Genomic DNA, 24,306 nt, shown 5'->3' with positions numbered 1-24,306 from the left:
AGCGAGTTCATCTCACGCGACCTGGACCTGTGGGCGTACACCCGCGGTGTCGTGCTCGACTTCAGTAGGCCGGGGAAGCCGACCGACAATGCGTTCATCGAATCGTTCAACGGCAAGTTCCGGGCGGAGTGCCTGAACCAGCACTGGTTCATGAGCCTCGACGACGCGGTCCGAAAATGCGAGGCTTGGCGTAGAGACTATAACGAGGTGCGGCCACACAGCGCGATCGGCAACAAGGTGCCGATATCGCTGGTGAACCGGTCAGCGGCACATGGCCCGCCGCTGCCGGTAGAAGCTGGATGACACCCGGCTGGGTGGTCCAAGAACGGGTAGCGGCTCAGATAACGGCGGCAAGCTGTTGCAGGTGATCCTAACTTTGGGGCTAACCGTTCTGCCCGGACGGGAGGGGAATGATGCGGTTGACGAGCAGGGTCTCGAATACGAGCTAAAGTCGGTTAACCTAGACCTCACCAAAAATTTCTCTACGCATCATCATCTCAACCCCGTCATTCTTGCCAAATATCGGCAAGTCGACTGGGTGTTTGCGATGTATCGGGGCATCGAACTGGTGTGCGTCCACCTTATGAAACCGTGGCAGCTTGAACCATGGTTCGCAAAGCAGGAAGCCAAGTGGCATGCGGACGGAGGCAAGGACATAAACAATCCCAAGATTCCGGCAGGGTATGTGCTTGAGCATGGCCTGCTATTGTCTGGTAGAAATCCCGGTCTGTCGTTCCGACCGAGTGGAATGGTTCCCGTTGCGCCGCAACTAGACCCGTTCAAACCCGACGAGGAATAAGCGCCAGATGCTGGCAGCCCGCATAGGGCGGCTTTCACCACCGCTTTATATCGATTTTTTAAGTCTCTGGTCGGGGCGACAGGATTCGAACCTGCGACCCCCACACCCCCAGTGTGATGCGCTACCAGGCTGCGCTACGCCCCGACCGAGGGAGGCGCGTGTAAGCGCAGCGGCGCGCAGATGCAAGCGGGATCGCTCTGTCCCGCGCCCGAGCGGCATCCCCGCAGCCGATTGTTGCGCGCTCCGCGTGATGATGATAGCGCGCGCCGCTTGTAAGCGGGGCGGCTGCCGCCTCCGCGCCCGGCGCTTTGCCGGCAGCTTTTGTTCAGGACGCCATGTTCGCCACCTCAGCCCTTGCCGCTTCCGCCAATTCCGCTTCCGCCGCCGGCGGCGGCGGGGTGGCGTCGATGTTCCTGCTGTTCTTCCCCTATATCGCGATCGCGGTGGTCGGCTATTTCCTGCTGCTGCGCCCGCAGCAGCAGCGGATCAAGGCGCAGCAGGCCAAGATCAACGCGGTCAAGAAGGGCGATTCGGTGGTCACCGCGGGCGGCGTGCTCGGCAAGGTGACGCGTGTCGAGGACCAGTATGTCGAAGTCGAGGTGGCACCCAACGTCCGCATCCGCGTCGTCAAGGCGACGCTGACGGAGGTGACCAACCCGCTCGCCAAGCCCGCGAACGACTGATCCGATGCTCGATTTCCCGCGCTGGAAGATCGTCTCGATCCTGGGGCTGCTCGCCTGCCTGATGGCGCTGGCGATCCCGAGCTTCTTCCCCGAAGAGCAGACCAAGGCGTGGGGCTGGATCCCGCACCCGCGCGTCAACCTCGGGCTCGATCTCGCCGGCGGCAGCTATCTGCTGCTCGAGGCCGATACCGCCGACCTGGCGCGCAGCCGCGTCAACACGATGCGCGACCAGATTCAGAGCGAGATGTCGCGCGCGCCCGCGATCGACATCGGTGACATCGCCACCGACAACGGCAAGATCAGCTTCATGCTGCGCGACGTGACCAAGGTCGATGCGGCGCGCGAGCGGCTCAACAAGCTGACCGCTGGCGCCGGGCTGACCGGGCAGCGCGATTGGGATCTGAACGTCGTCGACAGCACGCGCGTGGTGATGACGCCGACCCAGGCGGGGCTCGACCAGGCGATCAATCAGGCAATGGGCGACGCGACCGAGGTGGTGCGCAAGCGCATCGACGAACTCGGCACCAAGGAGCCGACGATCGTCCGCCAGGGCAGCGACCGGATCGTCGTGCAGGTGCCGGGCCTGCAGAACCCGCAGGCGCTCAAGGATCTGCTCGGCAAGACCGCCAAGCTCGAATTCAAGATGGTCGATGAAACGCCGATCTCGCCCGAAGACGCCGCCAAGGGCATCGTCCCGCTCGGCACGCAGCTTTTGGCCGACGCCGAGGGCGGCGCGCCGGGCGCCAAGATCCTCGTCAAGCGGCAGGCGATCCTGACCGGCGACCAGCTCGTCACCGCCTCGCAGAGCAACAAGCCCGAGGATAATGCGCCGATCGTCAACTTCACCTTCAACAGCGAAGGCGGCAAGAAGTTCGCACGGATCACCCAGACCAACATCGGCAAGCGTTTCGCGGTGGTGCTCGACAACACGGTGATCTCGGCGCCGCGGATCAACACCGAGATTCTTGGCGGATCGGGCTATATCGAGGGCAATTTCACCGTCGATAGCGCCAACCAGCTCGCGATCGCGCTGCGCTCGGGCAAGCTGCCGGTCGCGCTCAAGGTGGTCGAGGAGCGCACCGTGGGGCCCGATCTCGGCGCCGATTCGATCCATGCCGGCATCCTCGCCTGCACGATCGCGGTGCTCGCGGTGATCGCCTTCATGTTCGTCACTTACGGGCGGTTCGGCGCCTATGCGAACCTCGCCGTCATCATCAACGTGATCGTCATTGTGGGCGTGCTGGCGCTGCTCAACTCGACGCTGACGCTGCCGGGGATCGCCGGCTTCGTGCTGACGGTGGGCACCGCGGTCGACGCCAACGTGCTCATCAACGAGCGTATCCGCGAAGAGCGGCGGCGCGGGCGCAGCGTGCTCCAGTCGGTCGAATTGGGCTATAAGGAAGCCAGCCGCACGATCTTCGAGGCGAACGTGACGCATGCGATTTCGGCGATCATCATGCTGCTGATGGGCTCCGGCCCGATCCGCGGCTTCGCGATCGTGCTGCTGATCGGCATCGGCACCTCGGTGTTCACCGCCGTGGTGTTCACGCGGATGCTGGTGGTGACGTGGATCCGCCGTACGCGGCCAACGGATATCAATATATGATCCGCACCCCGCGCCCGAACACGACGTCACCCCAGCGAAAGCTGGGGTCTCCCCGTGGCGCACGCTGCGCCCGCCTCAATAAGACCCCAGCTTTCGCTGGGGTGACGGTGTAACATGCGCCTGCTGAAACTCGTTCCCGACAACACCAACCTCCCCTTCGTCTCGCTGCGTGCGTGGGCGTTCGGGCTCACCATGCTGCTGTCGATCGCCGCGATCGGGCTGACGGTGGCGCGCGGGCTCAATCTCGGCGTCGATTTCGTCGGCGGGTTGATGATCGAGGAGAAGTTCGCGCAGCCGCCGCACCTCGACACGCTGCGCTCGACGATCGACAATCTCGGTTTGGGCGAAGTCCGGCTCCAGCAGTTCGGCGATCCCAAGACCGTGTCGATCCGCCTGCCCCCGCCCAAGAGCACCGACAAGGGCGCGACCGATGCCGTGGTCCAGAAGGTCCAGGCGGCGATCAACGCCAAATTCCCCGACGCCAAATTCTCCAAGCAGGACGCGGTTTCGGGCAAGGTCTCGGGCGAGCTGATCTGGAAGGGTGCGCTCGCGGTGGTGCTCGCGGTGTTCGGCATCGGCCTGTTCGCGATCTTCCGCTTCGAATGGCAGTTCGGCGTCTCGACCGTGGTCGCGATCGTCCACGACGTGCTGATGACGCTCGGCTTCTTCGCGCTGACTCAGTTGGAGTTCGACCTCAACATCGTCGCCGCGGTGCTGACCATCATCGGCTATTCGATCAACGACAAGATCGTCATCGACGACCGCATCCGCGAGAACATGCGCCGCTATCGCAAGATGGACATGCCCCAGATCGTCGACCTGTCGGTCAACGAGACGCTGCCGAGAACCGTGATGACCTCGCTGACGATCCTGCTCGCGCTGGTCGCGCTGCTGATCTTCGGCGGGCATGTGCTGCAAGGCTTCACCGCGGCGATGATCCTCGGCATCGTGGTCGGCACCTATTCGTCGATCTACGTGTCGTCGTCGCTGCTCATCACGCTCGGTCTGCGGCCGGACCCGACCAAGGGTGACGCGCCGGTGGGCAAGGCGGTGCCGAGCGAGGGCATCCCGACCAAGAAGCGCTGATCCGCCATGCGGATGGAGAAAGAGCAAAGGACCGACGGGCCGATCATCTCGGCCTTCTCGCTGGGCGGCTTCAAGGTCGATGACGGCGTGTACCGCGCGCTGCTGCTCACCCCCGAGCGCGCCGATGGCTGGGAGCCGCCCGCGCTCGACGCGCTGAGCGTGGACGCGGTGGCGCCGCTGCTGGCGCTCGCCCCCAGGCCGGAGTTCCTGCTGCTCGGCACCGGTGCGACCTTGATGCGCCCGCCGGTCGCGTTCACCCGCGCGGTGGAGGCTTTGGGATTCGGCATTGAGGCGATGGACAGCCGCGCCGCCGCGCGCGCCTGGGCGGTGCTGCGCGGCGAGGGCCGGTGGATCGCGGCGGCGCTATATCCCTTGAGCTGATTCGCGCTACCGCGCCTGAGTACCCTTCGCGCTGAGCGTGTCGAAGGGCGCGTCTGGAGCACGTGCTTCGACACGCTCAGCACGAACGGACATGGTCAGCCGGCAACGAGTCCGCTGAGATGCGCGTACAGCGCCTCGGTGTTCGCGCCCCAGGTGAACCGCTCCGCGCCTCTGCGCACGGCATCCTGCGCCGGCGGTGTGGCCAGCACGTCACCGATCGCAGCCGCGAACGCATCCGCCTCGCGCGCGACGACGCGGCCATAGGCGGGATCGGTCACCACTTCGCGCGCGCCGCCGGCATCGGTGATGACGATCGGCGTGCCGCAGGCGAGCGCCTCGACCCAGGCGTTCGCCAGCCCCTCCGACGACGAGGCGAGCGCCATCACGTCGGCGGCGGCGATCAACGCCGGCAGATCGGCATGCGGCAGCGCGCCGAGCAGCCGCACGCGCTCGCCGATGCCGTGCGCGGCGATCTTGGCCGCGAGCGCCCCCCGCGCCTCGCCCGCTCCGGCGATCAGCAGCGACACGCCGGGCAGCGAAGCGACCGCGTCGATCACCACGTCATGCCCCTTGCGCGCGATCAGCGCGCCGACCGAGACGACCAGCGGCCCGCGCACCCCGAACACTGCCTTCGCCACGTCCCGGTCGCGCGGCGCGAAGCGGTCGAGATCGACGCCGGTATGGTGGACGCGGATCGTCTCGGGCGGCATGCCGAGCGCGGCCATGTCGGCGCGCATCGCCTGCGAAACGGCGAGCAGCCCGTCGGCCTGCCGGCCGGCGGCGCGCACGCGCGCGGCGGTGGCGGGCGCGGTGCCCCAATGGTGGATGTCGGCGCCGCGCGCCTTGATCGACACCGGCACGCCAAACGCCTTGCCGAGCGCGACGGCGGCGGGGCCGTCGGGGAAGAAGAATTCGGCGTCGATCACGTCGAAGGCGAACTCGTGGCGGATCTCCGCGAGCAACGGCGCGAGCGTGCGGACCAGCGCGGGCACATGGAAGCGCCCGGCCGTCCCCGGCACCGTCCGGAAGCGCGGCCGCCGAACGTCGAGCCCCCGCCACGTTTCGCGCGACGGCAGATCGGCGAGCGGCGCATAGTGGCGGTGACGCGACAGCGGCCAGGGCGGCAGCCCGCTCGGCGCGACCACGCGCAGATCGACATGCGGATGTGCGGCGAGGCCGAGCGTCTGCCGCTCGACGAACACGCCGAGATTGGGCGCGGCGGCGTGCGGGAACAGGGTGGCGAGGGTCAGCACGCGGAGCATGGTGCCGGGCTTAGCGCGCGAAGGTTAAGGGGGCGCTGCGTTCCATCCCCGTCCGTGCCGAGCGCGGTCGAAGCGCGTGCCCGGAGCGTCGCGGCTGGGGCACGCCCTTCGACTTCGCTCAGGGTGAACGGGTTGGGGATGCCCGACCGGCTCCATCAGGTCGGGTGGTGGACGGGTACGCGCACACCACTCCGTTCGTGCAGAGCGCAGTCGAAGCACGTGCCGCGAGCGCTCCGCTTCGGATACGCCCTTCGACTGCGCTCAGGGCGAACGGCGCGGGTATGCCCCCGCCCCGCCCGACCCTTCAGATTCGCGTGTCACCCGGATAGGCGAACAGCACGTCGCTGCCCGCTGCCGCGTCGATGTGGCAGGTGCCGGTCAGCGTCAGGCATTCGCCGGCCTTCCAGGCGACGCCGTCGACCACGCCCGCGCCGGTGACGGGAACGAACCAGCCGGTCACGCCGTCGGGCAGCGTGATGTCGCGGGCGCCGCCGGCGAAGCGCTCGATCACGAACTTGGGGCCTTCCGCCAGGACGATGTGGTCGCGGCCGTCGGGGGCCGGGGTCGGCAGCGGGACGAACGGCTTGGGATCGGAGGCGGCCACGCCCGCGTCGAGGTGGAGTTCGCGGTCGCTGCCGTAATCGTAGAGCCGATAGGTGAGATCGACGTTCTGCTGGATCTCGATCACGGTCAGCCCGGCGCCGATCGCGTGGACGGTGCCGGCGGGCGAATAATAGAAATCCCCGGCCTTGACCGGCTTCCAATCGAGCTTGTGCTCGATCGACCCGTCGAGCGAGGCGGCGCGAAGCTCGTCCTTCGTCATCGGCGCGAGCGTGCCGATCGCGATCGTCGAGGTCGGCTCGGCGGCGAGGATCAGCCACGCCTCGTCCTTGCCGCGCGGATAGCCGGCGGCGCGCGCCGCGGCATCGTCGGGATGGACCTGCACCGACAGGCGATCGCTGGTGAACAAATATTTGATGAGCAGTTCGGGTTCGCCGGCGTGCGGGGTCTGGAACCACACCTCGCCGATCGGAGGCGTGTCCGCCGCCGGATCGGGGAAACCGGGCCACAGATCATGCCGACCCCAGGGCTTTTCCACGCGCTTGGTCGCCAGAAGAGTGGCCGTCATTCGAATCTCCGCTGCAGTTGCGAAACGATCTAACCCGAACGCACCGGGACTGTCATCCGATCCTTGGCGAGCAAGCACAATCCGTGGCCGAAAAGCGGCGGCGGTACGGCTTTTTTCGAAGGGGATTGTTCGTGGCTCGGGCGTTCGGCTAAGGGTGCTCGCGATGCGTATCCCAATGTCTCGCTCGATCGCGCTCGCGCTCATCGCCGCCTCGGCGCTTCCTGTCGCCGGCTGCGCGTCGCGCGGCAAGGCGAAGGCCGATATTCCCTATGTCGCGCGCGATGTCGGCACGCTGTACACGGCGGCGCGCAAGCGGCTCGACATGGGGCAGTACAAGATCGCGGCGGCGCTGTTCGACGAGGTCGAGCGCCAGCATCCCTATTCGATCTGGGCGCGGCGCGCGCAGTTGATGAGCGCGTTCAGCTATTATCTCGCGCATGATTACACCAGCTCGATCCAGGCGGCGCAGCGCTTCCTGTCGGTCCACCCCGGCAACCGCGACGCGCCTTATGCCTATTATCTGATCGCGCTCGGCTATTACGAGCAGATCAGCGACGTGACGCGCGACCAGAAGATCACCCAGCAGGCGCTCGACGCGCTGGGCGAGCTGATGCGGCGCTATCCCAACAGCAAATATGCGCTCGACGCGCGGCTGAAGGTCGATCTGGTGCGCGATCACCTCGGCGGCAAGGAGATGGAGGTCGGCCGGTTCTACGAGCGGCGCGGGCAGTGGCTGGCGGCCTCGATGCGCTTCCGCACCGTGATCGACGAATATCAGACCACGACGCATACGCCCGAGGCGCTGATGCGGCTGACCGAATGCTATCTGGCGCTCGGCGTGCGCGAGGAAGCGGAGAAGGCCGCCGCCGTGCTCGGCGCCAATTATCCCGGCACGATCTGGTACAGCCACGCCTACAAGCTGATGCACGATCATCCGGTCAAGCCGGCGCCTGCGAAGGGCGCCTGATCGAGCGGCAGGCCGAGCCGGGGACCGCGCGATGCTGACCTCGCTTTCGATTCGCGACGTGGTGCTGATCGAGGCGCTCGACCTCGATTTCCACGAGGGACTCGGCGTGCTCACCGGCGAGACCGGGGCGGGCAAGTCGATCCTGCTCGATTCGCTCGGGCTGGCGCTCGGCGCGCGCGGCGATTCGGGGCTGGTGCGGCAGGGTGCGGCGCAGGCGGTCGTCACCGCTGTGTTCGACACGCCGCAGGGCGATGGGCCGATCGCCGCGCTGCTCGCCGAGAATGGCTTCGACCTCGAACCCGGCGAGCCGCTGATCGTGCGCCGCATCGTCAAGGCCGATGGCGGGAGCCGGGCGCTGGTGAACGGATCGGCGGCACCCGCCGCGCTGCTGCGCGAACTCGGCGCGCACCTCGTCGAGATCCACGGCCAGCATGACGATCGCGGGCTGCTCGCGGCGAGCGGGCACCGCGCGCTGCTCGACAGCTTCGCGCGGATCGACACGGGCGCGGCCGCGCGCGCGCACCGCGCCTGGCGCGAGGCCGAGGACGCGCTGGCGGCGGCGCGCGCCGATCTCGACACGCAGGAGCGTGACCGCGAATGGCTCGAACATGCCGTCGCCGAGCTGCGCGGCTTCGCCCCCGAACCGGGCGAGGAGGCGGAACTGGCGACACGGCGCGCGGGGATGCAGCGCGGCGAGAAGATCGCGGGCGACTTGCAGGCGGTGGCGGATCTGCTCGAAGGGTCCGACGGCGGCCTGGCCCGGCTGCGGCAGGCGGCGCGCGTCCTGGAGCGCGTGTCCGAGGATCACGAAGCGCTCGCCGAGGCGCTGGAGGCGATCGACCGCGCGATCATCGAGGCGGGGACGGCGCAGGACGGCGTCGACACCGCCGCGCGCGCGCTGGCGTTCGATCCCGCGCAACTGGAGGCCGACGAATCGCGGCTGTTCGACCTGCGCGCGCTGGCGCGCAAGCACCGGGTCCAGCCCGACGCGCTCGCCGAGCTGACCGACGAACTGGGCGCGCGGCTCGATCTGATCGAGAGCGGCGGCGCGGGGCTGGCGGCGCTGGAGCGCACGCTCGCGCAGACCGCCGCCGCCTACGACGCCGCCGCCGCCGCGCTGACGGACGCGCGCGCCGCTGCTGCCGCGCGGCTCGATGCGGCGGTGAAGGCGGAGCTCGCGCCGCTCAAACTCGATTCGGCGCGCTTCCGGACCGTCGTCGCGCCGCTCTCGCCCGCGCAATGGGGGCCGAGCGGCAAGGACCGCGTCGAATTCGAGATTTCGACCAATCCGGGCGCGCCGTTCGCGCCGCTCGTCAAGATCGCCTCGGGCGGCGAACTCTCGCGCTTCATCCTCGCGCTCAAGGTCGCACTCGCCGAGGAGGGTGGTGCTGCGACGATGGTATTCGACGAGATCGACCGGGGCGTCGGCGGCGCGGTCGCCAGCGCGATCGGCGAGCGGCTGGCGCGGCTGGCGCGGCGCACGCAGTTGCTGGTGGTGACGCACAGCCCGCAGGTGGCGGCGCGCGGGCGCCAGCATCTGCTGATCGCCAAGAGTCACGACGGGCTGGTCACGCGCACCGGCGTCCGCCAGCTCGACGCGGGCGAGCGGCGCGAGGAGATCGCGCGGATGCTGTCGGGCGCGACGATCACCCCCGAGGCGCGCGCGCAGGCGGAGCGTCTGCTGGAGACGGCGTGAGGGGGCAATCCCAAGCGTGGTGCCGTGCGCACGTGCTTCGACTGCGCTCAGCACGAACGGGTTGAGCAACCGCCCGAGCCGCTTACGCATCTCCTCGCCCGTTCATTCCGAGCGAAGTCAAGGGGCAGCTCGGCGCGCGCGTGTCTCGACTACGCTCAGCGCGAACGGATGTGGAGCGGGCCCCGCCCCCCCCCCTTCCCGCCGTTCGTCCTGAGCGCAGTCGAAGGACGTGCCACGGACGACGCCACCTGGGGCACGCGCTTCGACTGCGCTCAGCGCGAACGGGCGGTGGTGTTGCCGCGGCACGGAAGCGAGTCCGGATTAGGGGGCGACACGCCGCGCGCGCCGTGCTACACCATGTGCATCCGGCGACCTGGCCCTCAAGCATCGCCCGACTGAGAGACCTCCGCGCTCCCGCTTGTTGGCGACGGACGTGTGCTTTGGCTCTCCCTTCACATCGCTCGACGTCACACGGCTGCCGATCGGCAGCCGCCGTGCCAGTGCGTTCGGCCGCCGGCTGAGCGCAGCCCCTCGTGGACGCCGGCCGGGGCCGGACGGTGTCTTCGTCTCCGATCTCGGCCCCACCCGGCACCGCGCCAACGCCCGGTGCCGTTACGCTTAAGGAAATACCCATGCCGACTGGCACCGTGAAATTCTTCAACGCCGACAAGGGCTATGGCTTCATCGCGCCGGAAGACGGCGGCAACGACGCCTTCGTCCACATCAGCGCGGTGGAAGCCGCCGGCATGCGCACGCTCGATCGCGAGCAGCGCGTGAATTACGAACTGGAGCAGGACCGTCGCGGCAAGACCTCCGCGGTCAATCTGAGCGCCGCGTAACCGGACCGGGCGGCGCGCGGACTCCTCCGCGCGTCGCCCGCCCTCCCCTTCCTTGCGGAGACACGCGATGAGCACCACCGTTCTTTTCTATCAGGACCGCGCGCGCCAGGCGCATGCCGACGCCGCCTCGGCGACGCTCGACAATGTCCGTGACCGCTGGCTGCGCGCCGCCAAGGCGTGGGACGAAATGGCGATCCGCGCCGAAAAGACCGAGCAGCGCCGCTCGGTCAACGAGGAAGCCAAGCTCACCGGCGGCCTGGCCGGCGCCTGAACCGTTCGCCGCGCCGGGCGCGGCCCAGCGTCGCGCCCGGACGACGCGCCGCGGACCGCGTCCCCGGACCGCCCCCGGACCGGGCCAATGTCGCGCTTGATCCCCCGCCCCGCTCTCGTCTAGCCCGTCGCGATGCCGACACCGCTCCCCGAGACCGAAGCCGACGCCGCCGCGGAGCTCGCGACGCTCGCCGCCGAGATCGCATACCATAACCGCCGCTACCACACCGAGGACGCGCCCGAGATATCGGACGCAGACTATGACGCGCTGGTGCGCCGCAACGCCGCGATCGAGGCGGCCTTCCCGCACCTCGTCCGCGCCGATTCGCCCTCCGTTCAGATCGGCGCCGCGCCGGCGGGGCATCTCGCCAAGGTCGCGCATGCGCGGCCGATGTTCAGCCTCGACAATGCCTTCAGCGACGACGAGGTGGCCGATTTCCTCGGGCGCGTGCGGCGCTATCTCAAGCTCCCCGAGGATGAACCCGTCGCGCTCACCGCCGAACCCAAGATCGATGGCCTGTCCTGCTCGATCCGCTACGAACAGCGCCGCCTCGTCCGCGCGCTGACGCGCGGCGACGGGCAGATCGGCGAGGATGTCACCGCCAACGTCCGCACCATCGCCGATATCCCCGAGCGCCTGCCCGACGCCGCGCCCGACGTGTTCGAGGTGCGCGGCGAAGTGTATATGGCGAAGGACGATTTCGCCGCGTTGAACGCGCGCCTGCTCGCCGAGGCGGACGCGAGCGGCAAGGAGGCGCGGCAGTTCGCCAACCCGCGCAACGCCGCCGCCGGATCGCTGCGCCAGAAGGACGCCGCGGTCACGCGCGAGCGCCCGCTCAAATTCTTCGCCTGGGGCTGGGGCGAGACCTCCGACCTGCCCGGCGACACGCAGAGCGCGGTGATCGCGGTGATCCGCGACTGGGGTTTCCCGGTCGCCGCCGCGTTCCGGCCGGGCGGAACGCTGGAGGCGGCGCTCGCCACCTACAAGGCGATCGAGGCCGAGCGCGCCGATCTGTCGTTCGACATCGACGGCGTGGTCTATAAGGTCGATCGGCTCGACTGGCAGCAGCGGCTCGGTTTCGTCGGGCGCGCACCGCGCTGGGGGCTGGCGCACAAATTCCCCGCGCAGCAGGCGCAGACCACGCTCGAGCGGATCGACATCCAGGTCGGGCGCACCGGCAAGCTCACGCCGGTCGCGCGGCTCACGCCGGTCACGGTCGGCGGCGTCGTCGTCACCAACGCGACGCTGCACAATGCCGACGAGATCGCACGGCTGAACGTGTGGCCGGGCGACCGCGTGGTGTTGCAGCGCGCCGGCGACGTCATCCCGCAGATCGTCGAGAACCTCGCGCGCGACGAGTCACGCGGGGCGTGGCCGTTCCCGACGCATTGCCCGATCTGCGGCTCCGAAGCGGTGCGCGAGGACGAGGAGATCGACATCCGCTGCACGGGCGGGCTGATCTGCCCGGCGCAGCGGCTTGAACGGCTCAAGCATTTCGTCTCGCGCGGCGCGCTCGACATCGAGGGGCTCGGCGAGAAGACGATCGAGGAATTCATCGCGCTCGGCTGGATCACCGAACCCGCCGACATCTTCCGGCTCGCCACGCACCGCGACGCCTTGCTCGAGCGCGAGGGGTGGAAGGACAAATCGGTCGAGAATTTGCTCGACGCGATCGAAGCCAAGCGCGCGCCCGATCCGGTGCGGCTGCTGTTCGGCCTGGGCATCCGCCACATCGGCGTCGTCACCGCGCGCGACCTGTTGCGGCGCTACGCCAAGCTGCCCGCGATCCAGGCGCTGGCCGACGCGGTGATCGCGTTGCGCGACGGCATGACCCCGGCGCTGGGCGAGGACGCCCGGAAGTTCCGCAACCGCGTCGACAAGGCGGTCGCCGAGCATATCGGTGTCGAGAATGTCGGTGCCGCCGTCGGCAACGCGCTCGCCGACTTCTTCCACGAACCGCACAACCGCGCGGTGTGGAACGATCTGCTGAGCGAGGTGACGCCGCCCGCGTTCGCACAGGACACGCGCGAGTCCCCGGTCACCGGCAAGACGATCGTCTTCACCGGCACGCTCGAGACGATGAGCCGTGACGAGGCCAAGGCGCAGGCCGAGTCGCTCGGCGCGCGCGTGTCGGGCTCGGTCTCCGCCAAAACGGACCTTGTTGTTGCCGGGCCGGGCGCGGGGTCCAAGCTCAAGAAGGCGGCGGACCTGGGTGTCGAGGTGATCGACGAGGCTGGCTGGGCGGCGCTGGTGGCGGGCACCGCCTGACGGCGAGGGTCCGTTCCGGACCCGATGATGCTTTTATGCAACGCGCCGGAACTAGCTGCGCGCGGGGGCTGGCGCGTGACCCGTTTGTCATTTTACTTAAATATTCCGGCCGCAGGGGGCCGGGGGACCGCGTGGACACAACGCGCGCTCGCGACACCGCGACTGCTATAATTGGGGGTACGAACATGCGTAATCAACTGCTTTTGGGCGCGGCGATCGCCGCGCTGGTGATGCCGGCTGCGGCCAGCGCCCAGGAAACGACCGCGATCGTGCGCGGCAACGTCGTCGCCCAAGGCGCCCCGGTCGCCGGCGCCGCTGTCGTCATCGAAAACACCGCGACCGGCGCGCGCTCGACCGCGACCACCGACCGTTCGGGTGCGTTCAACTTCGCCGGCCTGCAAGGCGGCGGCCCTTACACGGTGACCGTCACCAGCGCGCAGGGCAATTCGACGATCACCGACATCTACACCGTCGTCGGCCAGCCGTACGACCTTCCGGTTGATCTCGCCGAGCAGACCGGCGGCACGGATATCGTCGTCACCGCCGATCGGGTGCAGGGCGCAGGCGTACGCTCGGATGGTCCGCAGACGATCCTGACGGCGACCGACATCGCGCGTGTCGCCTCGGTCAACCGCGACATCCGCGATCTGGCCCGCCGCGATCCTTTCGCGCGCTTCGAGGACACCTCGGGTTCGGGCGGCGGCAAGTCGATCTCGTTCGCCGGCGTCAACCCGCGCTACAACAAGTTCTCGATCGACGGCGTGACCGTCAGCGACAATTTCGGCCTCAACTCGGACGCGAACCCGACCCGCCGTGGTCCGGTGCCGCTCGACGCGATCGGCCAGTTCTCGACCTCGGTCGCGCCGTATGACGTCCGCCAGGGCGGTTTCCAGGGCGGTGCGATGGACGCGATCCTGAAGAGCGGCACCAACAAGTTCCACGGCACCGGCTTCTTCAGCTACAACAGCGATGGGCTGACCGGCGATGCGCGCCGACTCGGCGGTGCGAAGCTCAACTTCGACAGCAAGACCTATGGCGCGACGCTGTCCGGCCCGATCATCAAGGACAAATTGTTCTTCATGGTCTCGGGTGAGCGCAATACCGAAGGCAACCCGCTATCGCCCGCGCCGGGCCAGGTGCCGAATCTGACGCAGTCGCTGATCGACAGTGTCACCAGCGCCGCCAAGAGCGCGTTTCCCGACTACAACGTCGGCGGCGTGCTGACCAACTCGTCCGACAAGGACGAGAAGATCGTCGGCAAGATCACCTGGAACATCTCCGATCGTCAAAAACTGTCGCTGAGCTATATCAACGCTTACGACGAGACGAACTTCCTCCAGAACTCGAGCACCTCCAACTCCGGTCCTCAGCTTGGCCTGTCGTCGGACGCCTATAAGGCGACCGAACTGCTTCGCGCGGGCATCGTCCAGTTGAACTCGGACTGGACCGATCACCTCTCCACCGAGGCACGCTTCCTCTACAAGAGCTATGACCGCGGTCAGATTTCGCTCGGCGGCAACAGCTTCGGCCAGAACCGGGTCTGCACCTCGCCCAACAGCATCACGACGGGCGCGGCGGGCAATTCGTTCATCGCGTGCGGCACCGGCAATCCGGTGGTGACCTTCGGTCCGGACATCTCGCGTCAGTCGAACGTGTTCAACACCGACACCTATTCGGGTTCGTTCCTGATCCGCTACAATGCTGGCAATCACGACATCAAGCTGTTCGCACAGTATGACCAGGTCAAGATCTTCAACCTGTTCCTGCAGAACACGCGCGGCAACTGGTATTATGACTCGGTCGCCGATCTCCAGGCCCGCAATGCCAGCTCGGTTACCTACCAGAACGCAGCGACCGGCAACCCGAACGATGCGGCGGCGAGCTTCAACTATCAGCAGTATCAGTTCGGCCTGCAGGACGCCTGGCGTATCAACGACAAGTTGACCGTCACGGCCGGCGTGCGCTTCGACCTGTATGGCTCGCACTCGCCCGTGCCGCTGAACCCGGGCTTCACGGAGCGTTACGGCTTCCCCAACACGCTCAACTATTCGGGCCTCAGCGTACTCCAGCCGCGCATCAGCTTCAACTACAAGCCGGTTTCGGACATCGCGGTGCGTGGCGGCTTCGGCATCTTCAGCGGCGGCTCGCCAGACGTCTATCTGTCGAACAGCTACTCGAATGCGGGCGCGGGCGCGGGCGGCGTCGGCATCAACAGCCTGACGATCAATCGCACCGGCGCGAACACCTACACGCTGAACGGCGCGCCGATCGATCCGGCGATCGCCAGCGCGATCCTCCGCAATCCGGGCGGAGCCAACATCCCGGCCCAGCTCCAGGCGCTGATCCCCAACACCGGCGCGAATTCGCTCGCCAACATCAACGCGCTCGGCAAGAACTTCCGCATCCCATCGGTGTACAAGGGCACGTTGTCGGCGGACTGGACGCCGAGCAACCTGCTCGGCGGCGGCTGGGACTTCGGCGCCGACTTCTACTGGAGCAAGGTCAAGGATCAGGTGTACTTCACCGACATCCGCTCGATCCCGATCGGCACGCTGCCGGACGGCCGCACCCGCTACGGCCCGCTCGTCGGCACCAACACCAACACCGACATCGTGCTGAACCGCACCGGCAAGGGCCGCACCTATATCGGCGTGGTCCGCGCATCGAAGACGTTCGACTTCGGCCTCGACCTCGACGTGTCGTACACGTTGCAGGACGTGACCGACCAGACCCCGGCGACCTCCTCGACGGCCAACTCGAACTATGGCAACGGCGCGTTCCTGGACGGCAGCGGTGCCGCCTATGGCATCAGCAACGATCAGCAGCGTTGGTCGTTCAAATATGGTGTCGGCTTCCACCATGCCTTCTTCGGCGAAAACCAGACGACGTTCCAGTTGTTCGGTTCGACCAACGCCGGCCGTCCGTACAGCATCACGATGACCGACGTCGGCACCGACCCGCGTAGCACGGTCTTCGGTGTGACCGGCCGCGACGATCGCTTCCTGCTGTACGTGCCGAAGGACAATGATCCGATCGTCACCTACGACAGCGATGCGACCAAGGCGCAGCTCGACAGCATCATCAACGGCAACGGCCTCGCCAAGTATCGCGGCAAGATCGCGCCGCGCAACAGCGTCCGCTCGCGCGCCTACACGCAGATGGATCTGCACGTGTCGCAGGACCTGCCGCTGTTCGTCGGCAAGTCGAAGCTGACACTGTTCGGCGATATCCAGAACTTCCCCAACCTGCTCAACCGTAGCTGGGGCCAGTTCCGCCAGGCAGCGTTCCCGTTCGTCGAGGACGTCGTCTCGGTGCAGTGCCTCGGCCCGAACGGCGCGCCGAACACCGCGCCGAACCAGCCTTGCACGAAGTACAAGTACAGCGCGGCAGTGAACCCGAACACGAGCGTGGCGGAAATCAAGCCGTCGCTCTACTTCATCCGCATTGGCGCGCGCATCAGCTTCTAAGCCTGCGAAACCGCCATCCATCGCCGCCGCTCCCGAAAGGGGGCGGCGGCTTTGTTTTGGGGTTTTTGACGCCCCCTTTCCGTCACGCGCCATTTAGGCTATCGGCGCCGGAAATCTTTTCACTCAAAAGCATCGGGCAGTATTTCATGAGCCTCCGCAATGTGGCCATCATCGCGCACGTCGATCACGGCAAGACCACGCTGGTCGACCAGCTTTTCCGTCAGTCGGGCACGTTCCGCGACAACCAGCGCGTCGAGGAGCGCGCGATGGATTCGAACGATCTCGAGAAGGAGCGCGGGATCACGATTCTCGCCAAGCCGACCTCGATCGAGTGGATCGACGGCGCCGGCACCGCGACGCGCATCAACATCGTCGACACGCCCGGCCACGCCGATTTCGGCGGTGAGGTCGAACGCATCCTGAGCATGGTCGATGGCGTCGTGCTGCTGGTCGATTCGGCCGAGGGCGCGATGCCGCAGACCAAGTTCGTGACCGGCAAGGCGCTCGCGCTGGGGCTGCGTCCGATCGTCGTCGTCAACAAGGTCGATCGCAGCGACGCGCGCATCCAGGAGGTGCTCGACGAGGTGTTCGACCTGTTCGTGAGCCTCGAGGCGACCGACGAGCAGCTCGACTTCCCGGTGCTCTACGCCTCGGGCCGCAACGGCTATGCCTCGACCGACCCGGACGTGCGCGAGGGCACGCTGACGCCGATGTTCGAGACGATCGTCAGCCACGTCCCGCCTCCCAAGGTCGATGTCGATGCGCCGTTCACCTTCCTGGTGACGCTGCTCGACCGCGACAACTTCCTCGGCCGCATCCTCACCGGCCGGGTCAATTCGGGCACGGTCAAGCTCAACCAGCCGATCCACGCGCTCAACAACGACGGCAAGGTCGTCGAGGTCGGCCGCGCCTCGAAGCTGATGAGCTTCCGCGGGCTCGAGCGCGTGCCGGTCGACGAGGCCAAGGCGGGCGACATCATCTCGATCGCCGGCATGACCACCGCGACCGTCGCCGACACGATCGCCGACACCTCGGTGACCGAGGCGCTCCACGCGCAGCCGATCGACCCGCCGACGCTGTCGATGCGCTTCGCGGTCAACGATTCGCCGATGGCGGGGCGCGAGGGCACCAAGGTGACCAGCCGCATGATCCGCGACCGGCTCCAGCGCGAGGCCGAGACCAACGTCGCCATCAAGGTGACCGAGAGCGCCGACCGCGACAGCTTCGAGGTCGCCGGGCGCGGCGAGCTTCAGCTCGGCGTGCTGATCGAGACGATGCGCCGCGAGGGCTTCGAACTCGGCATCAGCCGCCCGCGCGTGCTGTTCGGCGAGGACGAGAACGGCAAGAAGACCGAGCCGTATGAAGTCGTCATCATCGACGTGGACGAGGAATATTCGGGCACGGTCGTCGAGAAGATGAACCTGCGCAAGGCCGAGATGACCGACATGCGGCCCTCGGGCGGCGGCAAGACCCGCATCACCTTCTCGGCGCCGTCGCGCGGGATGATCGGCTATCACGGCGAGTTCCTGTCGGACACGCGCGGCACCGGCATCATGAACCGGCTGTTCGAGAAATATGGCCCGCACAAGGGCACGATCGAGGGCCGCAAGAACGGCGTGCTGATCTCGAACGGCGCGGGCGAGGCGCAGGGCTATGCGCTCGGGCCGCTCGAGGACCGCGGCATCCTGTTCGTCGGCCACGGCGAGGCGCTGTACGAGGGCATGATCATCGGCGAGAACGCCAAGACCGACGATCTCGAAGTCAACCCGATGAAGGCCAAGCAGCTCACCAACTTCCGCGCGAGCGGCGGCAAGGACGATGCGATCCGCCTGACCCCGCCCAAGAAGATGACGCTGGAACAGGCGATCGCCTATATCGACGACGACGAGATGGTCGAGGTGACGCCGAAGAACATCCGCCTGCGCAAGCGCTTCCTCGACCCGAACGAGCGCAAGCGGCAGAGCCGCGCGAAGGCGGCGTAAGCGGGCCGCGCCAAGCCGGAGCGCAAGCTCCGGCGCGGCCTCGCTGCGGCCCGCCCGGCCGGCGCCGCTACAGCGGCGTCCGACGACGCGGCTTTGCCGCGTCGGCTTATTAGAAGAAGTTCGTGCGTTCTTCTGCTCGAAGACACAGAATATAGTATTAAGGCTAACGTTCGTGGCGGAGCGGCGTGATCGTTACCGTTCTCATCGCGGATAATTGCGCCGATCTGGAAACGCTATAACCTCAGAACTGTCGTAATGGGTCACTTCCCCACTCGCACGGGCCTTGAGCGAAACAACCTCTGCGGTATCTCGATCAAACCACCCTGGCGGCAAACCGCAAAGCTCTTCAACATCGGTACTCGAGATTGTGAACTCGGTAGCAAGTAGGTCCGCCTTGCTGCGAACATTGTTTTCAACAATCAGATTCAGGCTATCGCGCAGCGCCCGCGGAGGCTGAATCGGCCAATGCTGATCGAGGGGTTCGCCTTTCGACCACCCTTTTGCTGAATATAGTTTGTAAAGTTGCCTCGAAAACTCTTCCGGGATGATCCCGAGATCTGACAGGCGCTTGACCTGAGCCTTCACCGAAACACGCCACCGCTCCTTCAAATTGACAAGCATCGCCAACGAAGCATGGCGTACTTCCCTCGGATACGTCGTAGAAGGCATCAGGAACGCGCTACCTAAACGGAATGCCTGTTGCTCAATAGTACGAAGATTAGCCTGAAACTCCTCCTCCGGTACTGCATGATGGAGAACCGCATGGGCCAATTCATGGGCTGCATCCATTTGCCGCCGAGGGAAAGACATCTTATCGGTTGCCAGTAAAACGTGCGGCCTACCATCTGCGGGCGACCAGCTACAGAGGCCATCTAGCTTGGTAGTATTCATCGGAATAGTCGAAACCACGATTCCGATCCGCTCCATTATTGTAACAACGTCGCCACATGGGCCCTCGCCCAATTGCCAATGACGACGAAGTTGAAGCGCAATATCCTCAATATCTTCATCCCGTAGCTGGGTGTAACTGACTCCATTTAGTACGTCAGGAATGTCAACGTCGGGCAGATCGATATAGTGGCCGATGATGAAGCTGATCTCTTGTAACCATTGCATCTGCGCCTTCTGAAAATCTAAATCTCGAACAAGCGTGCTTGCGAGCGACCGGAGAAAGGTCGGCCGCTCACTGTTGAAAGTAGGACGTAAGAAGAATTCGGGCCGAACATGCAGTTCACCCGCAAGCCGGATCAAAGCCACATTATCTGGGGTTTGGCCTGAAGCTTCGTCCTCCCACCGTGAGGTGGTGGTGGCGCTCATGCCCAAACGGCGAGCGAGCGCAGCTTTTGAAGGAATGCGGCGCGCTTCGCGCGCCTCAGTGAGTCTCGCAGGGACGAACCCCGGGGTGCCGATACGCATATGCTCGAATCCCTATGGCCCCGCACCCTTTATGGGTGCGGAGCGAACGCTGTACTTGTTACTCAGAACGTCAGTTTCGACGCTTATTCCTCGCCGACCTCAGTATCGGGCTGTTTCTCGGGCGGCACGAACAGCTTTCGTGTCGGGCGCAGCTTTACCTTTGGACCGCTTCCGTCCGGCTCATCCGGGACAACTGGCTTACTATCATAGCCTCGCAGGAAATCATCAAGGGACGCGTAGAAGATAAAATCCTTATAGGCCGCGCCAATTACGCCGATGGCGATTTCCTCAATCATACCCGCTTGCTGCCGGTCACGTGCGGTAAGGAACAATACGAAAATATCGCTAGGCTTTGGACAATCGTCTTCATCGAACAAGCTGGGTTGCAGGGACACATTTAACGTTACGCCCGCTGCACGAGACTGATTTTTCGATGGAATTTTGCCCGGTTCTGCCATAGCCGCAAACCCAAGAATGATTCCTACTTCGGAGCCAGGAAAACGGGCGAACGGCTGAAAGACCTTTAAGTCCGTGCCCCACATAACACCATCTGGTAGCAGGTATCCCCCGTGCTGCTGGACTACCTCTTCATAGCTCTGTTCCTGGAGGCGGAAGCGGATTTGGCCTTCCGCTTCACGGCTACGCTTTGCATTGAGCGGAAGTTCTTTGCGAACTACCTCCGCCGCTTTCAGCGCGGCCGCGCGCAGGCGATCTTCCAAATCTATCAATAGCTCTCTTGGAAGAGCATTCAAAATTGCGCTGCGAATATCAATCATTGACGTTCCTCGTCGCTATGACGGAAACCTTATACGAAACTTAGCGTTATGCAAGCGGTGTTACGAAATCGTAGCGCGATAGGAGAGATATATGGCGAAGGATGAGCATACCAGCGCAAAGGCCGGCAAGGCTGCGTCGAACGTTTTACGTGACGGTCGCACCGGCAAGGACTCGAAAACGGCAGCCGGTTCGGCTTTGTCCCAGCGGCCAGACAAGAAAAATAAATGACGGGTTGGGGCCTGTCGGCGACTGGCCCCAACCATAACGGTCCAAACAACCAACAAACCCCTGTCCTACACGCCCCCACCTGACATACCTACCACTCCCGCATCACCACCCCCGGGAGCCACCCCATGCAAAACCGCGTCCCCACGCCGCGCGAAGACCGCCCCGCCCTGCCCGATTTCACCCCCGTGCCGCGCCAGAAGCAGCGGCATGACGGCTGGACGCCGGCGCGGCAGAAGGCGTTCATCGAGGCGCTCGCCGATACCGGATCGGTCAGCCGGGCGGCGCGGATGGTCAATATGGCGCAGGCGAATTGCTATACGCTCAGGCGCGCACCGGGGGCTGAGGAGTTCCGGCGGGCGTGGGAGGCGGCGCTCGATTTCGGGGTGCAGCGGCTCAAGGACATCGCGTTCGAGCGCGCGATCGAGGGCTATCTGGTGCCGGTGTTCGTGGGCGGCAAGCTCGCCGGCTATCGGCGCAAGACCAATGACGCGCTGCTGATGTTCTGCCTGCGCCATTACGGGCAGGATGCGCAGGGGCGGCGCACCACGGTCAACTATTTCAGCACGCGCGCCGAGGCGGGTGCCGGCGCGGTCGGGGAGGCGGGCGGCGCGGCGGCGGTCGCGCAGGCCTCGACGACGACGGTGCGGACGGTGATCTCGGGCGATGCGCGCGGCGGCGGGGCCGAACGCGCCGAGGATGCGACGCGCGCGCTGGAGGATTTCGCCGGGGTGGCGCTCGACACAGAAGCGCAGGCGGCGATCGCGGCGGCGCTCGCCGATTGCGCGGCGCGCCAGCGCGCGGCCGATACGGTGATCGAACAGGGCGGGATGCAGGCGGCGGCGGCGCAACTCGACGATCCGACCGCGCCGTTCGTGCGCTGCGGCGAGGCGGACGAGCCGACCTGGCTGACGCAGGAGCCGGTGATGCCGATCGAGGACGTCACTTTGTTCCCCGGCGACGATGCGCCGTGGGCGATCGCGGCGCTCGCATCGGAGCCCGAGGACGCGCCGGCGCCCGACGAGCCGGTGGCGCGCCCGGCGGCGGACAGTGGCGCGCTGCCGCCGGTCGATACGCTGCTGCGCGCGCTGGCACGCGAAGCGCGCGACACCGCCGCGCACGACCGCGCCGCCGGCCCCGACCGGGCGGCGGCACGGCGCGGCGGCAAGCGGGCGCGGCGGCGGGCGCGGGCCGCGCGCCCGGCCGTTCAGGCGCGCGCGGCGCCGGCGTAGCGCGCGGCGGGATCGCGGCGGCTGAGCACGCCCGCAAGCGCGCCGCGTTCGCTCTGCATCGCCTCCCAATGCGGCAGATGCGCGTCGGCGAGCGGCGGGATCGTCACCGTCTCACGCGCGTCGAAGCCGACCAGCGCGGCATCGACGAGATCGTCGACCGACATCACCATCTCCGGCGGGAAGGAATCGACATCCTTGCCCGAGCGCGCCCAGATCTCGGTACGCGTCGCGCCGGGCAGCACCGCCTGCACGTAGAGGCCCTTGTCGCCATAGTGCGCGGCGAGGCTCTGGCTGAGGTTGAGCAGATACGCCTTGCTGCCCGAATAGACGCCGTCGAACGCCTCGGGGATCAGCGCGAGCACCGAGGCGATGTTGATGATCGATCCCGCCCCGCGCGCGACGAACGCCTTGCCGGCGGCCTGCGCGAGCAAGGTCGGCGCGGTGATGTTGAGCGCGATCAGCCGCTCGACATCCGCCGTCGGCGTCGTCAGCAGATCGCCGGTGATCGACATGCCCGCGTTGTTGACGAGCAGCGTGATGCGCGCGTCGTCGGCGAGCGTGGCGGCGACGGCGGCGACATCGGCGGCGGCGGTGAGATCGGCGCGCTGGACGGTGACAGTGCGGCCGGTCTCGGCACGGAGCCGCTCGGCGAGCGCGTCGAGCCGCGCGGTGTCGCGCGCAACGAGGATGAGATCGTAGCCGCGGCGTGCGAGCCGATCGGCATAGACCGCGCCGATGCCGGTCGAGGCGCCGGTGACAAGCGCGGTCTGGGTGTGGGGGTCGGTCATGGGGAATCTCCTTGGCGGCAAGTCGCTTGCGTTTTAATAGTTATGTGACTATCTTTTCGCAATGGACATTGACGATCTTTCCTCAGGGGCCTGCCCGGTCGGGCGCGGCCTCGCCCGTGTCGGCGATACGTGGAGCATGCTGATCCTGCGCAACGCCGGGCTCGGGCAGACGCGGTTCGACCAGTTCCAGAAGACGCTCGGCATCGCGCCCAACATCCTGACGCGGCGGCTGGGCGCGCTGGTCGCGGCGGGGCTGCTCGAACGGCGGCGCTACAGCGACCATCCGCCGCGCGACGACTATGTGCTGACCGAGGCGGGGCGCGATTATCTGCCGGTGCTGCACGCGCTCGGCGGGTGGGCGCGCAAGCATTTCGGCGGCGGCGCGATGACGCGCCCGATCGAGGCGGGCAGCGGGCGCGACATCGTGCCGGTGGTGGTCGATGCGCGGAGCGGCGTGCCGCTCGCCGATCTCGCGATCGCGATGGCGCCGTGACGCGGGGTGCGGGGCGTCAGTCCGCGCGGGTGCGGCGTGCGGTCTTGCCGGCGGTGTGGACGATCACGGCGGTCGACAGCAGGATCGAGGACACCAGCACCGCGACCGACACGATCCCGCCGCTCGTCACGCTGACGCTCGCGCGCATCCGCGCGCGGCGCCCGAAGCCGATCGACGCCCTCGCGCGGTGATGGACGGGCTGGCGCGCCGGCTCTGAGATCGGGACGGGGAGGTTCGGCATCGTGGCGCCGAGGCTACGCCGGGCGCGGGGGTGGCCGCAAGCGGGTTTCGGAGGATGGCGGTGGACGACGCAGCCAACCGGCATCCTCCGCTCGGGCCGCGCCTCAGCCCTGCGGGGGCGCCTTGGTGTCGCCGGCCTTCAGGTCGCCCGGCTGGCACTCGCCGAGCCGCCTGGCGTCCATCTTCATGTGGCTCTTGGTGGTCATGCCGCCGGGCAGGCCGCTGACCGTGCTGTGCGATTCGGATGTGAACGCGGTTTCGGTAAAGGTGCCGCTATTGGTGCCCTCGACCTTGATATTGCCCATGTCGCAGTGGAGCTTGGCGTCGATCTTGCCGCCGCGCATCGTGAACGAATCATACACACAGTTCTTCTGCATCTGCGGCGCGCCGCCGAAAACGGCCTTGGGGTCGTTGACCTGCGCCTCGGTCAGGCAGACTTTGGTGGTGCTGGGGGGCATTTTGGGCATCGCCGGCAGGGTGCCCGATCCGCCGGTCGTCTCGCTGCTGACCTGCTCCATGCGCATTTCCCATTGCCCCGGCTGGAGCTTGGCGGCCTGAACCTTGGCGACCTGATCCATCGAGGCGTTGGTCATCGACACGCTTTCGCCGCCCTTCCCGCACGCACCGAGCGCCATACAGGCGGCAAGCGAAACAAGCATCATCGAGCGCATGACATACTCCCTGGTTGTGAAACCTTGA

Annotated in this window: 23 protein-coding genes and 1 tRNA gene; 16 read left to right on the top strand and 8 right to left on the bottom strand. The window is 66.7% G+C overall.

Annotated elements, in window-relative coordinates; genetic code table 11:
* Together BLS81_RS18750 and BLS81_RS20505 are read left to right on the top strand one after the other, a co-directional pair.
* On the top strand, positions 1–303 hold a 303-nt coding region (locus BLS81_RS18750; protein ID WP_143023406.1), incomplete at its 5' end, for an integrase core domain-containing protein.
* Positions 296–799, top strand: a complete 504-nt coding sequence (locus tag BLS81_RS20505; RefSeq protein WP_143023405.1) for a PDDEXK family nuclease — start codon at positions 296–298, stop codon at positions 797–799. The genes BLS81_RS18750 and BLS81_RS20505, both read left to right, overlap by 8 nt.
* Positions 800–866: 67 nt before the next feature.
* Here the strand turns inward: BLS81_RS20505 and BLS81_RS18740 are convergent.
* Positions 867–943, bottom strand: a tRNA-Pro gene (locus BLS81_RS18740).
* 191 nt (positions 944–1,134) lie between these two features.
* Here BLS81_RS18740 and yajC point away from each other — a divergent pair.
* The 4 genes from yajC to BLS81_RS18720 all read left to right on the top strand — a co-directional run bounded on the left by yajC (position 1,135) and on the right by BLS81_RS18720 (position 4,555).
* The gene (yajC, locus tag BLS81_RS18735) at positions 1,135–1,482 is read left to right on the top strand and encodes a preprotein translocase subunit YajC (RefSeq protein WP_093226167.1); all 348 of its coding nucleotides are present in this window, start codon (positions 1,135–1,137) and stop codon (positions 1,480–1,482) included.
* A 4-nt stretch (positions 1,483–1,486) separates the two neighbouring features.
* The gene (gene secD, locus BLS81_RS18730; RefSeq protein WP_093226165.1) at positions 1,487–3,088 is read left to right on the top strand and encodes a protein translocase subunit SecD; all 1,602 of its coding nucleotides are present in this window, start codon (positions 1,487–1,489) and stop codon (positions 3,086–3,088) included.
* Between the two features lie 114 nt (positions 3,089–3,202).
* Positions 3,203–4,174 carry a protein translocase subunit SecF gene (gene secF, locus BLS81_RS18725; RefSeq protein WP_093226164.1) on the top strand — a complete coding sequence of 324 codons (972 nt, stop codon included), beginning with the start codon at positions 3,203–3,205 and terminating at the stop codon, positions 4,172–4,174.
* A gap of 6 nt (positions 4,175–4,180) precedes the next feature.
* Positions 4,181–4,555 carry an Mth938-like domain-containing protein gene (locus BLS81_RS18720; RefSeq protein WP_093226162.1) on the top strand — a complete coding sequence of 125 codons (375 nt, stop codon included), beginning with the start codon at positions 4,181–4,183 and terminating at the stop codon, positions 4,553–4,555.
* A 95-nt stretch (positions 4,556–4,650) separates the two neighbouring features.
* Here BLS81_RS18720 and BLS81_RS18715 read toward each other — a convergent pair whose 3' ends face one another.
* Positions 4,651–5,817 (bottom strand): glycosyltransferase, encoded by a 1,167-nt coding sequence (locus BLS81_RS18715; protein WP_093226161.1) that lies wholly within the window; start codon positions 5,815–5,817, stop codon positions 4,651–4,653.
* Positions 5,818–6,121: 304 nt separating this feature from the next.
* Positions 6,122–6,946 carry a class I mannose-6-phosphate isomerase gene (locus BLS81_RS18710; RefSeq protein ID WP_093226159.1) on the bottom strand — a complete coding sequence of 275 codons (825 nt, stop codon included), beginning with the start codon at positions 6,944–6,946 and terminating at the stop codon, positions 6,122–6,124.
* Between the two features lie 163 nt (positions 6,947–7,109).
* Here BLS81_RS18710 and BLS81_RS18705 point away from each other — a divergent pair, with 163 nt between their 5' ends.
* From BLS81_RS18705 to typA, 7 genes are all read left to right on the top strand, one after another.
* A complete protein-coding gene (locus tag BLS81_RS18705; protein WP_093226195.1) occupies positions 7,110–7,913 on the top strand; it encodes an outer membrane protein assembly factor BamD in 804 nt (267 codons plus the stop codon).
* 31 nt (positions 7,914–7,944) lie between these two features.
* Entirely contained in the window at positions 7,945–9,609 is a 1,665-nt protein-coding gene (gene recN, locus BLS81_RS18700) for a DNA repair protein RecN (protein WP_093226158.1), read from the top strand.
* 632 nt (positions 9,610–10,241) lie between these two features.
* Positions 10,242–10,448: a cold-shock protein gene (locus BLS81_RS18695; protein WP_093226156.1), complete on the top strand. Its 207-nt coding sequence runs from the start codon at positions 10,242–10,244 to the stop codon at positions 10,446–10,448.
* A 67-nt stretch (positions 10,449–10,515) separates the two neighbouring features.
* Positions 10,516–10,719, top strand: coding sequence for a hypothetical protein (locus BLS81_RS18690; RefSeq protein WP_093226155.1), 204 nt, complete (start codon positions 10,516–10,518; stop codon positions 10,717–10,719).
* A 132-nt stretch (positions 10,720–10,851) separates the two neighbouring features.
* Entirely contained in the window at positions 10,852–12,987 is a 2,136-nt protein-coding gene (ligA, locus tag BLS81_RS18685; RefSeq protein ID WP_093226153.1) for an NAD-dependent DNA ligase LigA, read from the top strand.
* Between the two features lie 185 nt (positions 12,988–13,172).
* Entirely contained in the window at positions 13,173–16,454 is a 3,282-nt protein-coding gene (locus tag BLS81_RS18680) for a TonB-dependent receptor (RefSeq protein ID WP_093226151.1), read from the top strand.
* 146 nt (positions 16,455–16,600) lie between these two features.
* Entirely contained in the window at positions 16,601–18,436 is a 1,836-nt protein-coding gene (gene typA / locus BLS81_RS18675) for a translational GTPase TypA (protein WP_093226149.1), read from the top strand.
* A 201-nt stretch (positions 18,437–18,637) separates the two neighbouring features.
* Here typA and BLS81_RS18670 read toward each other — a convergent pair whose 3' ends face one another.
* Both BLS81_RS18670 and BLS81_RS20500 read right to left on the bottom strand, forming a co-directional pair.
* On the bottom strand, positions 18,638–19,852 hold the full coding sequence (locus tag BLS81_RS18670) for a helix-turn-helix domain-containing protein (RefSeq protein WP_256326333.1): 1,215 nt from the start codon (positions 19,850–19,852) through the stop codon (positions 18,638–18,640).
* An 83-nt stretch (positions 19,853–19,935) separates the two neighbouring features.
* Positions 19,936–20,628 (bottom strand): hypothetical protein, encoded by a 693-nt coding sequence (locus tag BLS81_RS20500; protein WP_143023404.1) that lies wholly within the window; start codon positions 20,626–20,628, stop codon positions 19,936–19,938.
* Positions 20,629–20,719: 91 nt separating this feature from the next.
* Between BLS81_RS20500 and BLS81_RS20915 the strand changes: the two genes are divergently transcribed.
* Entirely contained in the window at positions 20,720–20,857 is a 138-nt protein-coding gene (locus tag BLS81_RS20915; protein ID WP_176787257.1) for a hypothetical protein, read from the top strand.
* Between the two features lie 125 nt (positions 20,858–20,982).
* A complete protein-coding gene (locus BLS81_RS18660; RefSeq protein ID WP_176787256.1) occupies positions 20,983–22,086 on the top strand; it encodes a hypothetical protein in 1,104 nt (367 codons plus the stop codon).
* Here the strand turns inward: BLS81_RS18660 and BLS81_RS18655 are convergent.
* The gene (locus tag BLS81_RS18655; protein ID WP_093226144.1) at positions 22,062–22,874 is read right to left on the bottom strand and encodes an SDR family NAD(P)-dependent oxidoreductase; all 813 of its coding nucleotides are present in this window, start codon (positions 22,872–22,874) and stop codon (positions 22,062–22,064) included. The genes BLS81_RS18660 and BLS81_RS18655 overlap by 25 nt on opposite strands.
* A 61-nt stretch (positions 22,875–22,935) precedes the next feature.
* Between BLS81_RS18655 and BLS81_RS18650 the strand changes: the two genes are divergently transcribed.
* Positions 22,936–23,367, top strand: a complete 432-nt coding sequence (locus tag BLS81_RS18650) for a winged helix-turn-helix transcriptional regulator (RefSeq protein WP_218123167.1) — start codon at positions 22,936–22,938, stop codon at positions 23,365–23,367.
* A gap of 16 nt (positions 23,368–23,383) precedes the next feature.
* Here the strand turns inward: BLS81_RS18650 and BLS81_RS20495 are convergent, their stop codons facing one another.
* The gene (locus tag BLS81_RS20495; RefSeq protein WP_143023403.1) at positions 23,384–23,608 is read right to left on the bottom strand and encodes a hypothetical protein; all 225 of its coding nucleotides are present in this window, start codon (positions 23,606–23,608) and stop codon (positions 23,384–23,386) included.
* A 103-nt stretch (positions 23,609–23,711) separates the two neighbouring features.
* The gene (locus BLS81_RS18640; RefSeq protein ID WP_093226140.1) at positions 23,712–24,278 is read right to left on the bottom strand and encodes a DUF3617 domain-containing protein; all 567 of its coding nucleotides are present in this window, start codon (positions 24,276–24,278) and stop codon (positions 23,712–23,714) included.
* Positions 24,279–24,306: the final 28 nt, after the last annotated feature.

This window comes from Sphingomonas sp. NFR15, assembly GCF_900103265.1.
GTDB classification, from domain to species: domain Bacteria; phylum Pseudomonadota; class Alphaproteobacteria; order Sphingomonadales; family Sphingomonadaceae; genus Sphingomonas; species Sphingomonas pollutisoli.
This window is presented reverse-complemented; position numbering and strand designations above follow the sequence as displayed.

Excerpts from the sequence above, each read along its gene's own strand:
- typA (WP_093226149.1), top strand. The coding sequence starts at position 16,601 with ATGAGCCTCCGCAATGTGGCCATCATCGCGCACGTCGATCACGGCAAG.
- BLS81_RS18720 (WP_093226162.1), top strand. The coding sequence starts at position 4,181 with ATGCGGATGGAGAAAGAGCAAAGGACCGACGGGCCGATCATCTCGGCC.
- BLS81_RS18680 (WP_093226151.1), top strand. The coding sequence starts at position 13,173 with ATGCGTAATCAACTGCTTTTGGGCGCGGCGATCGCCGCGCTGGTGATG.
- BLS81_RS18640 (WP_093226140.1), bottom strand. The coding sequence starts at position 24,278 with ATGCGCTCGATGATGCTTGTTTCGCTTGCCGCCTGTATGGCGCTCGGT.
- BLS81_RS18690 (WP_093226155.1), top strand. The coding sequence starts at position 10,516 with ATGAGCACCACCGTTCTTTTCTATCAGGACCGCGCGCGCCAGGCGCAT.
- secD (WP_093226165.1), top strand. The coding sequence starts at position 1,487 with ATGCTCGATTTCCCGCGCTGGAAGATCGTCTCGATCCTGGGGCTGCTC.
- BLS81_RS18655 (WP_093226144.1), bottom strand. The coding sequence starts at position 22,874 with ATGACCGACCCCCACACCCAGACCGCGCTTGTCACCGGCGCCTCGACC.
- BLS81_RS18710 (WP_093226159.1), bottom strand. The coding sequence starts at position 6,946 with ATGACGGCCACTCTTCTGGCGACCAAGCGCGTGGAAAAGCCCTGGGGT.
- BLS81_RS20500 (WP_143023404.1), bottom strand. The coding sequence starts at position 20,628 with ATGATTGATATTCGCAGCGCAATTTTGAATGCTCTTCCAAGAGAGCTA.
- BLS81_RS18650 (WP_218123167.1), top strand. The coding sequence starts at position 22,936 with ATGGACATTGACGATCTTTCCTCAGGGGCCTGCCCGGTCGGGCGCGGC.
- BLS81_RS18715 (WP_093226161.1), bottom strand. The coding sequence starts at position 5,817 with ATGCTCCGCGTGCTGACCCTCGCCACCCTGTTCCCGCACGCCGCCGCG.
- BLS81_RS18670 (WP_256326333.1), bottom strand. The coding sequence starts at position 19,852 with ATGCGTATCGGCACCCCGGGGTTCGTCCCTGCGAGACTCACTGAGGCG.
- yajC (WP_093226167.1), top strand. The coding sequence starts at position 1,135 with ATGTTCGCCACCTCAGCCCTTGCCGCTTCCGCCAATTCCGCTTCCGCC.
- BLS81_RS18695 (WP_093226156.1), top strand. The coding sequence starts at position 10,242 with ATGCCGACTGGCACCGTGAAATTCTTCAACGCCGACAAGGGCTATGGC.
- BLS81_RS18705 (WP_093226195.1), top strand. The coding sequence starts at position 7,110 with ATGCGTATCCCAATGTCTCGCTCGATCGCGCTCGCGCTCATCGCCGCC.
- recN (WP_093226158.1), top strand. The coding sequence starts at position 7,945 with ATGCTGACCTCGCTTTCGATTCGCGACGTGGTGCTGATCGAGGCGCTC.
- BLS81_RS18660 (WP_176787256.1), top strand. The coding sequence starts at position 20,983 with ATGCAAAACCGCGTCCCCACGCCGCGCGAAGACCGCCCCGCCCTGCCC.
- ligA (WP_093226153.1), top strand. The coding sequence starts at position 10,852 with ATGCCGACACCGCTCCCCGAGACCGAAGCCGACGCCGCCGCGGAGCTC.
- secF (WP_093226164.1), top strand. The coding sequence starts at position 3,203 with ATGCGCCTGCTGAAACTCGTTCCCGACAACACCAACCTCCCCTTCGTC.
- BLS81_RS20915 (WP_176787257.1), top strand. The coding sequence starts at position 20,720 with ATGGCGAAGGATGAGCATACCAGCGCAAAGGCCGGCAAGGCTGCGTCG.
- BLS81_RS20495 (WP_143023403.1), bottom strand. The coding sequence starts at position 23,608 with ATGCCGAACCTCCCCGTCCCGATCTCAGAGCCGGCGCGCCAGCCCGTC.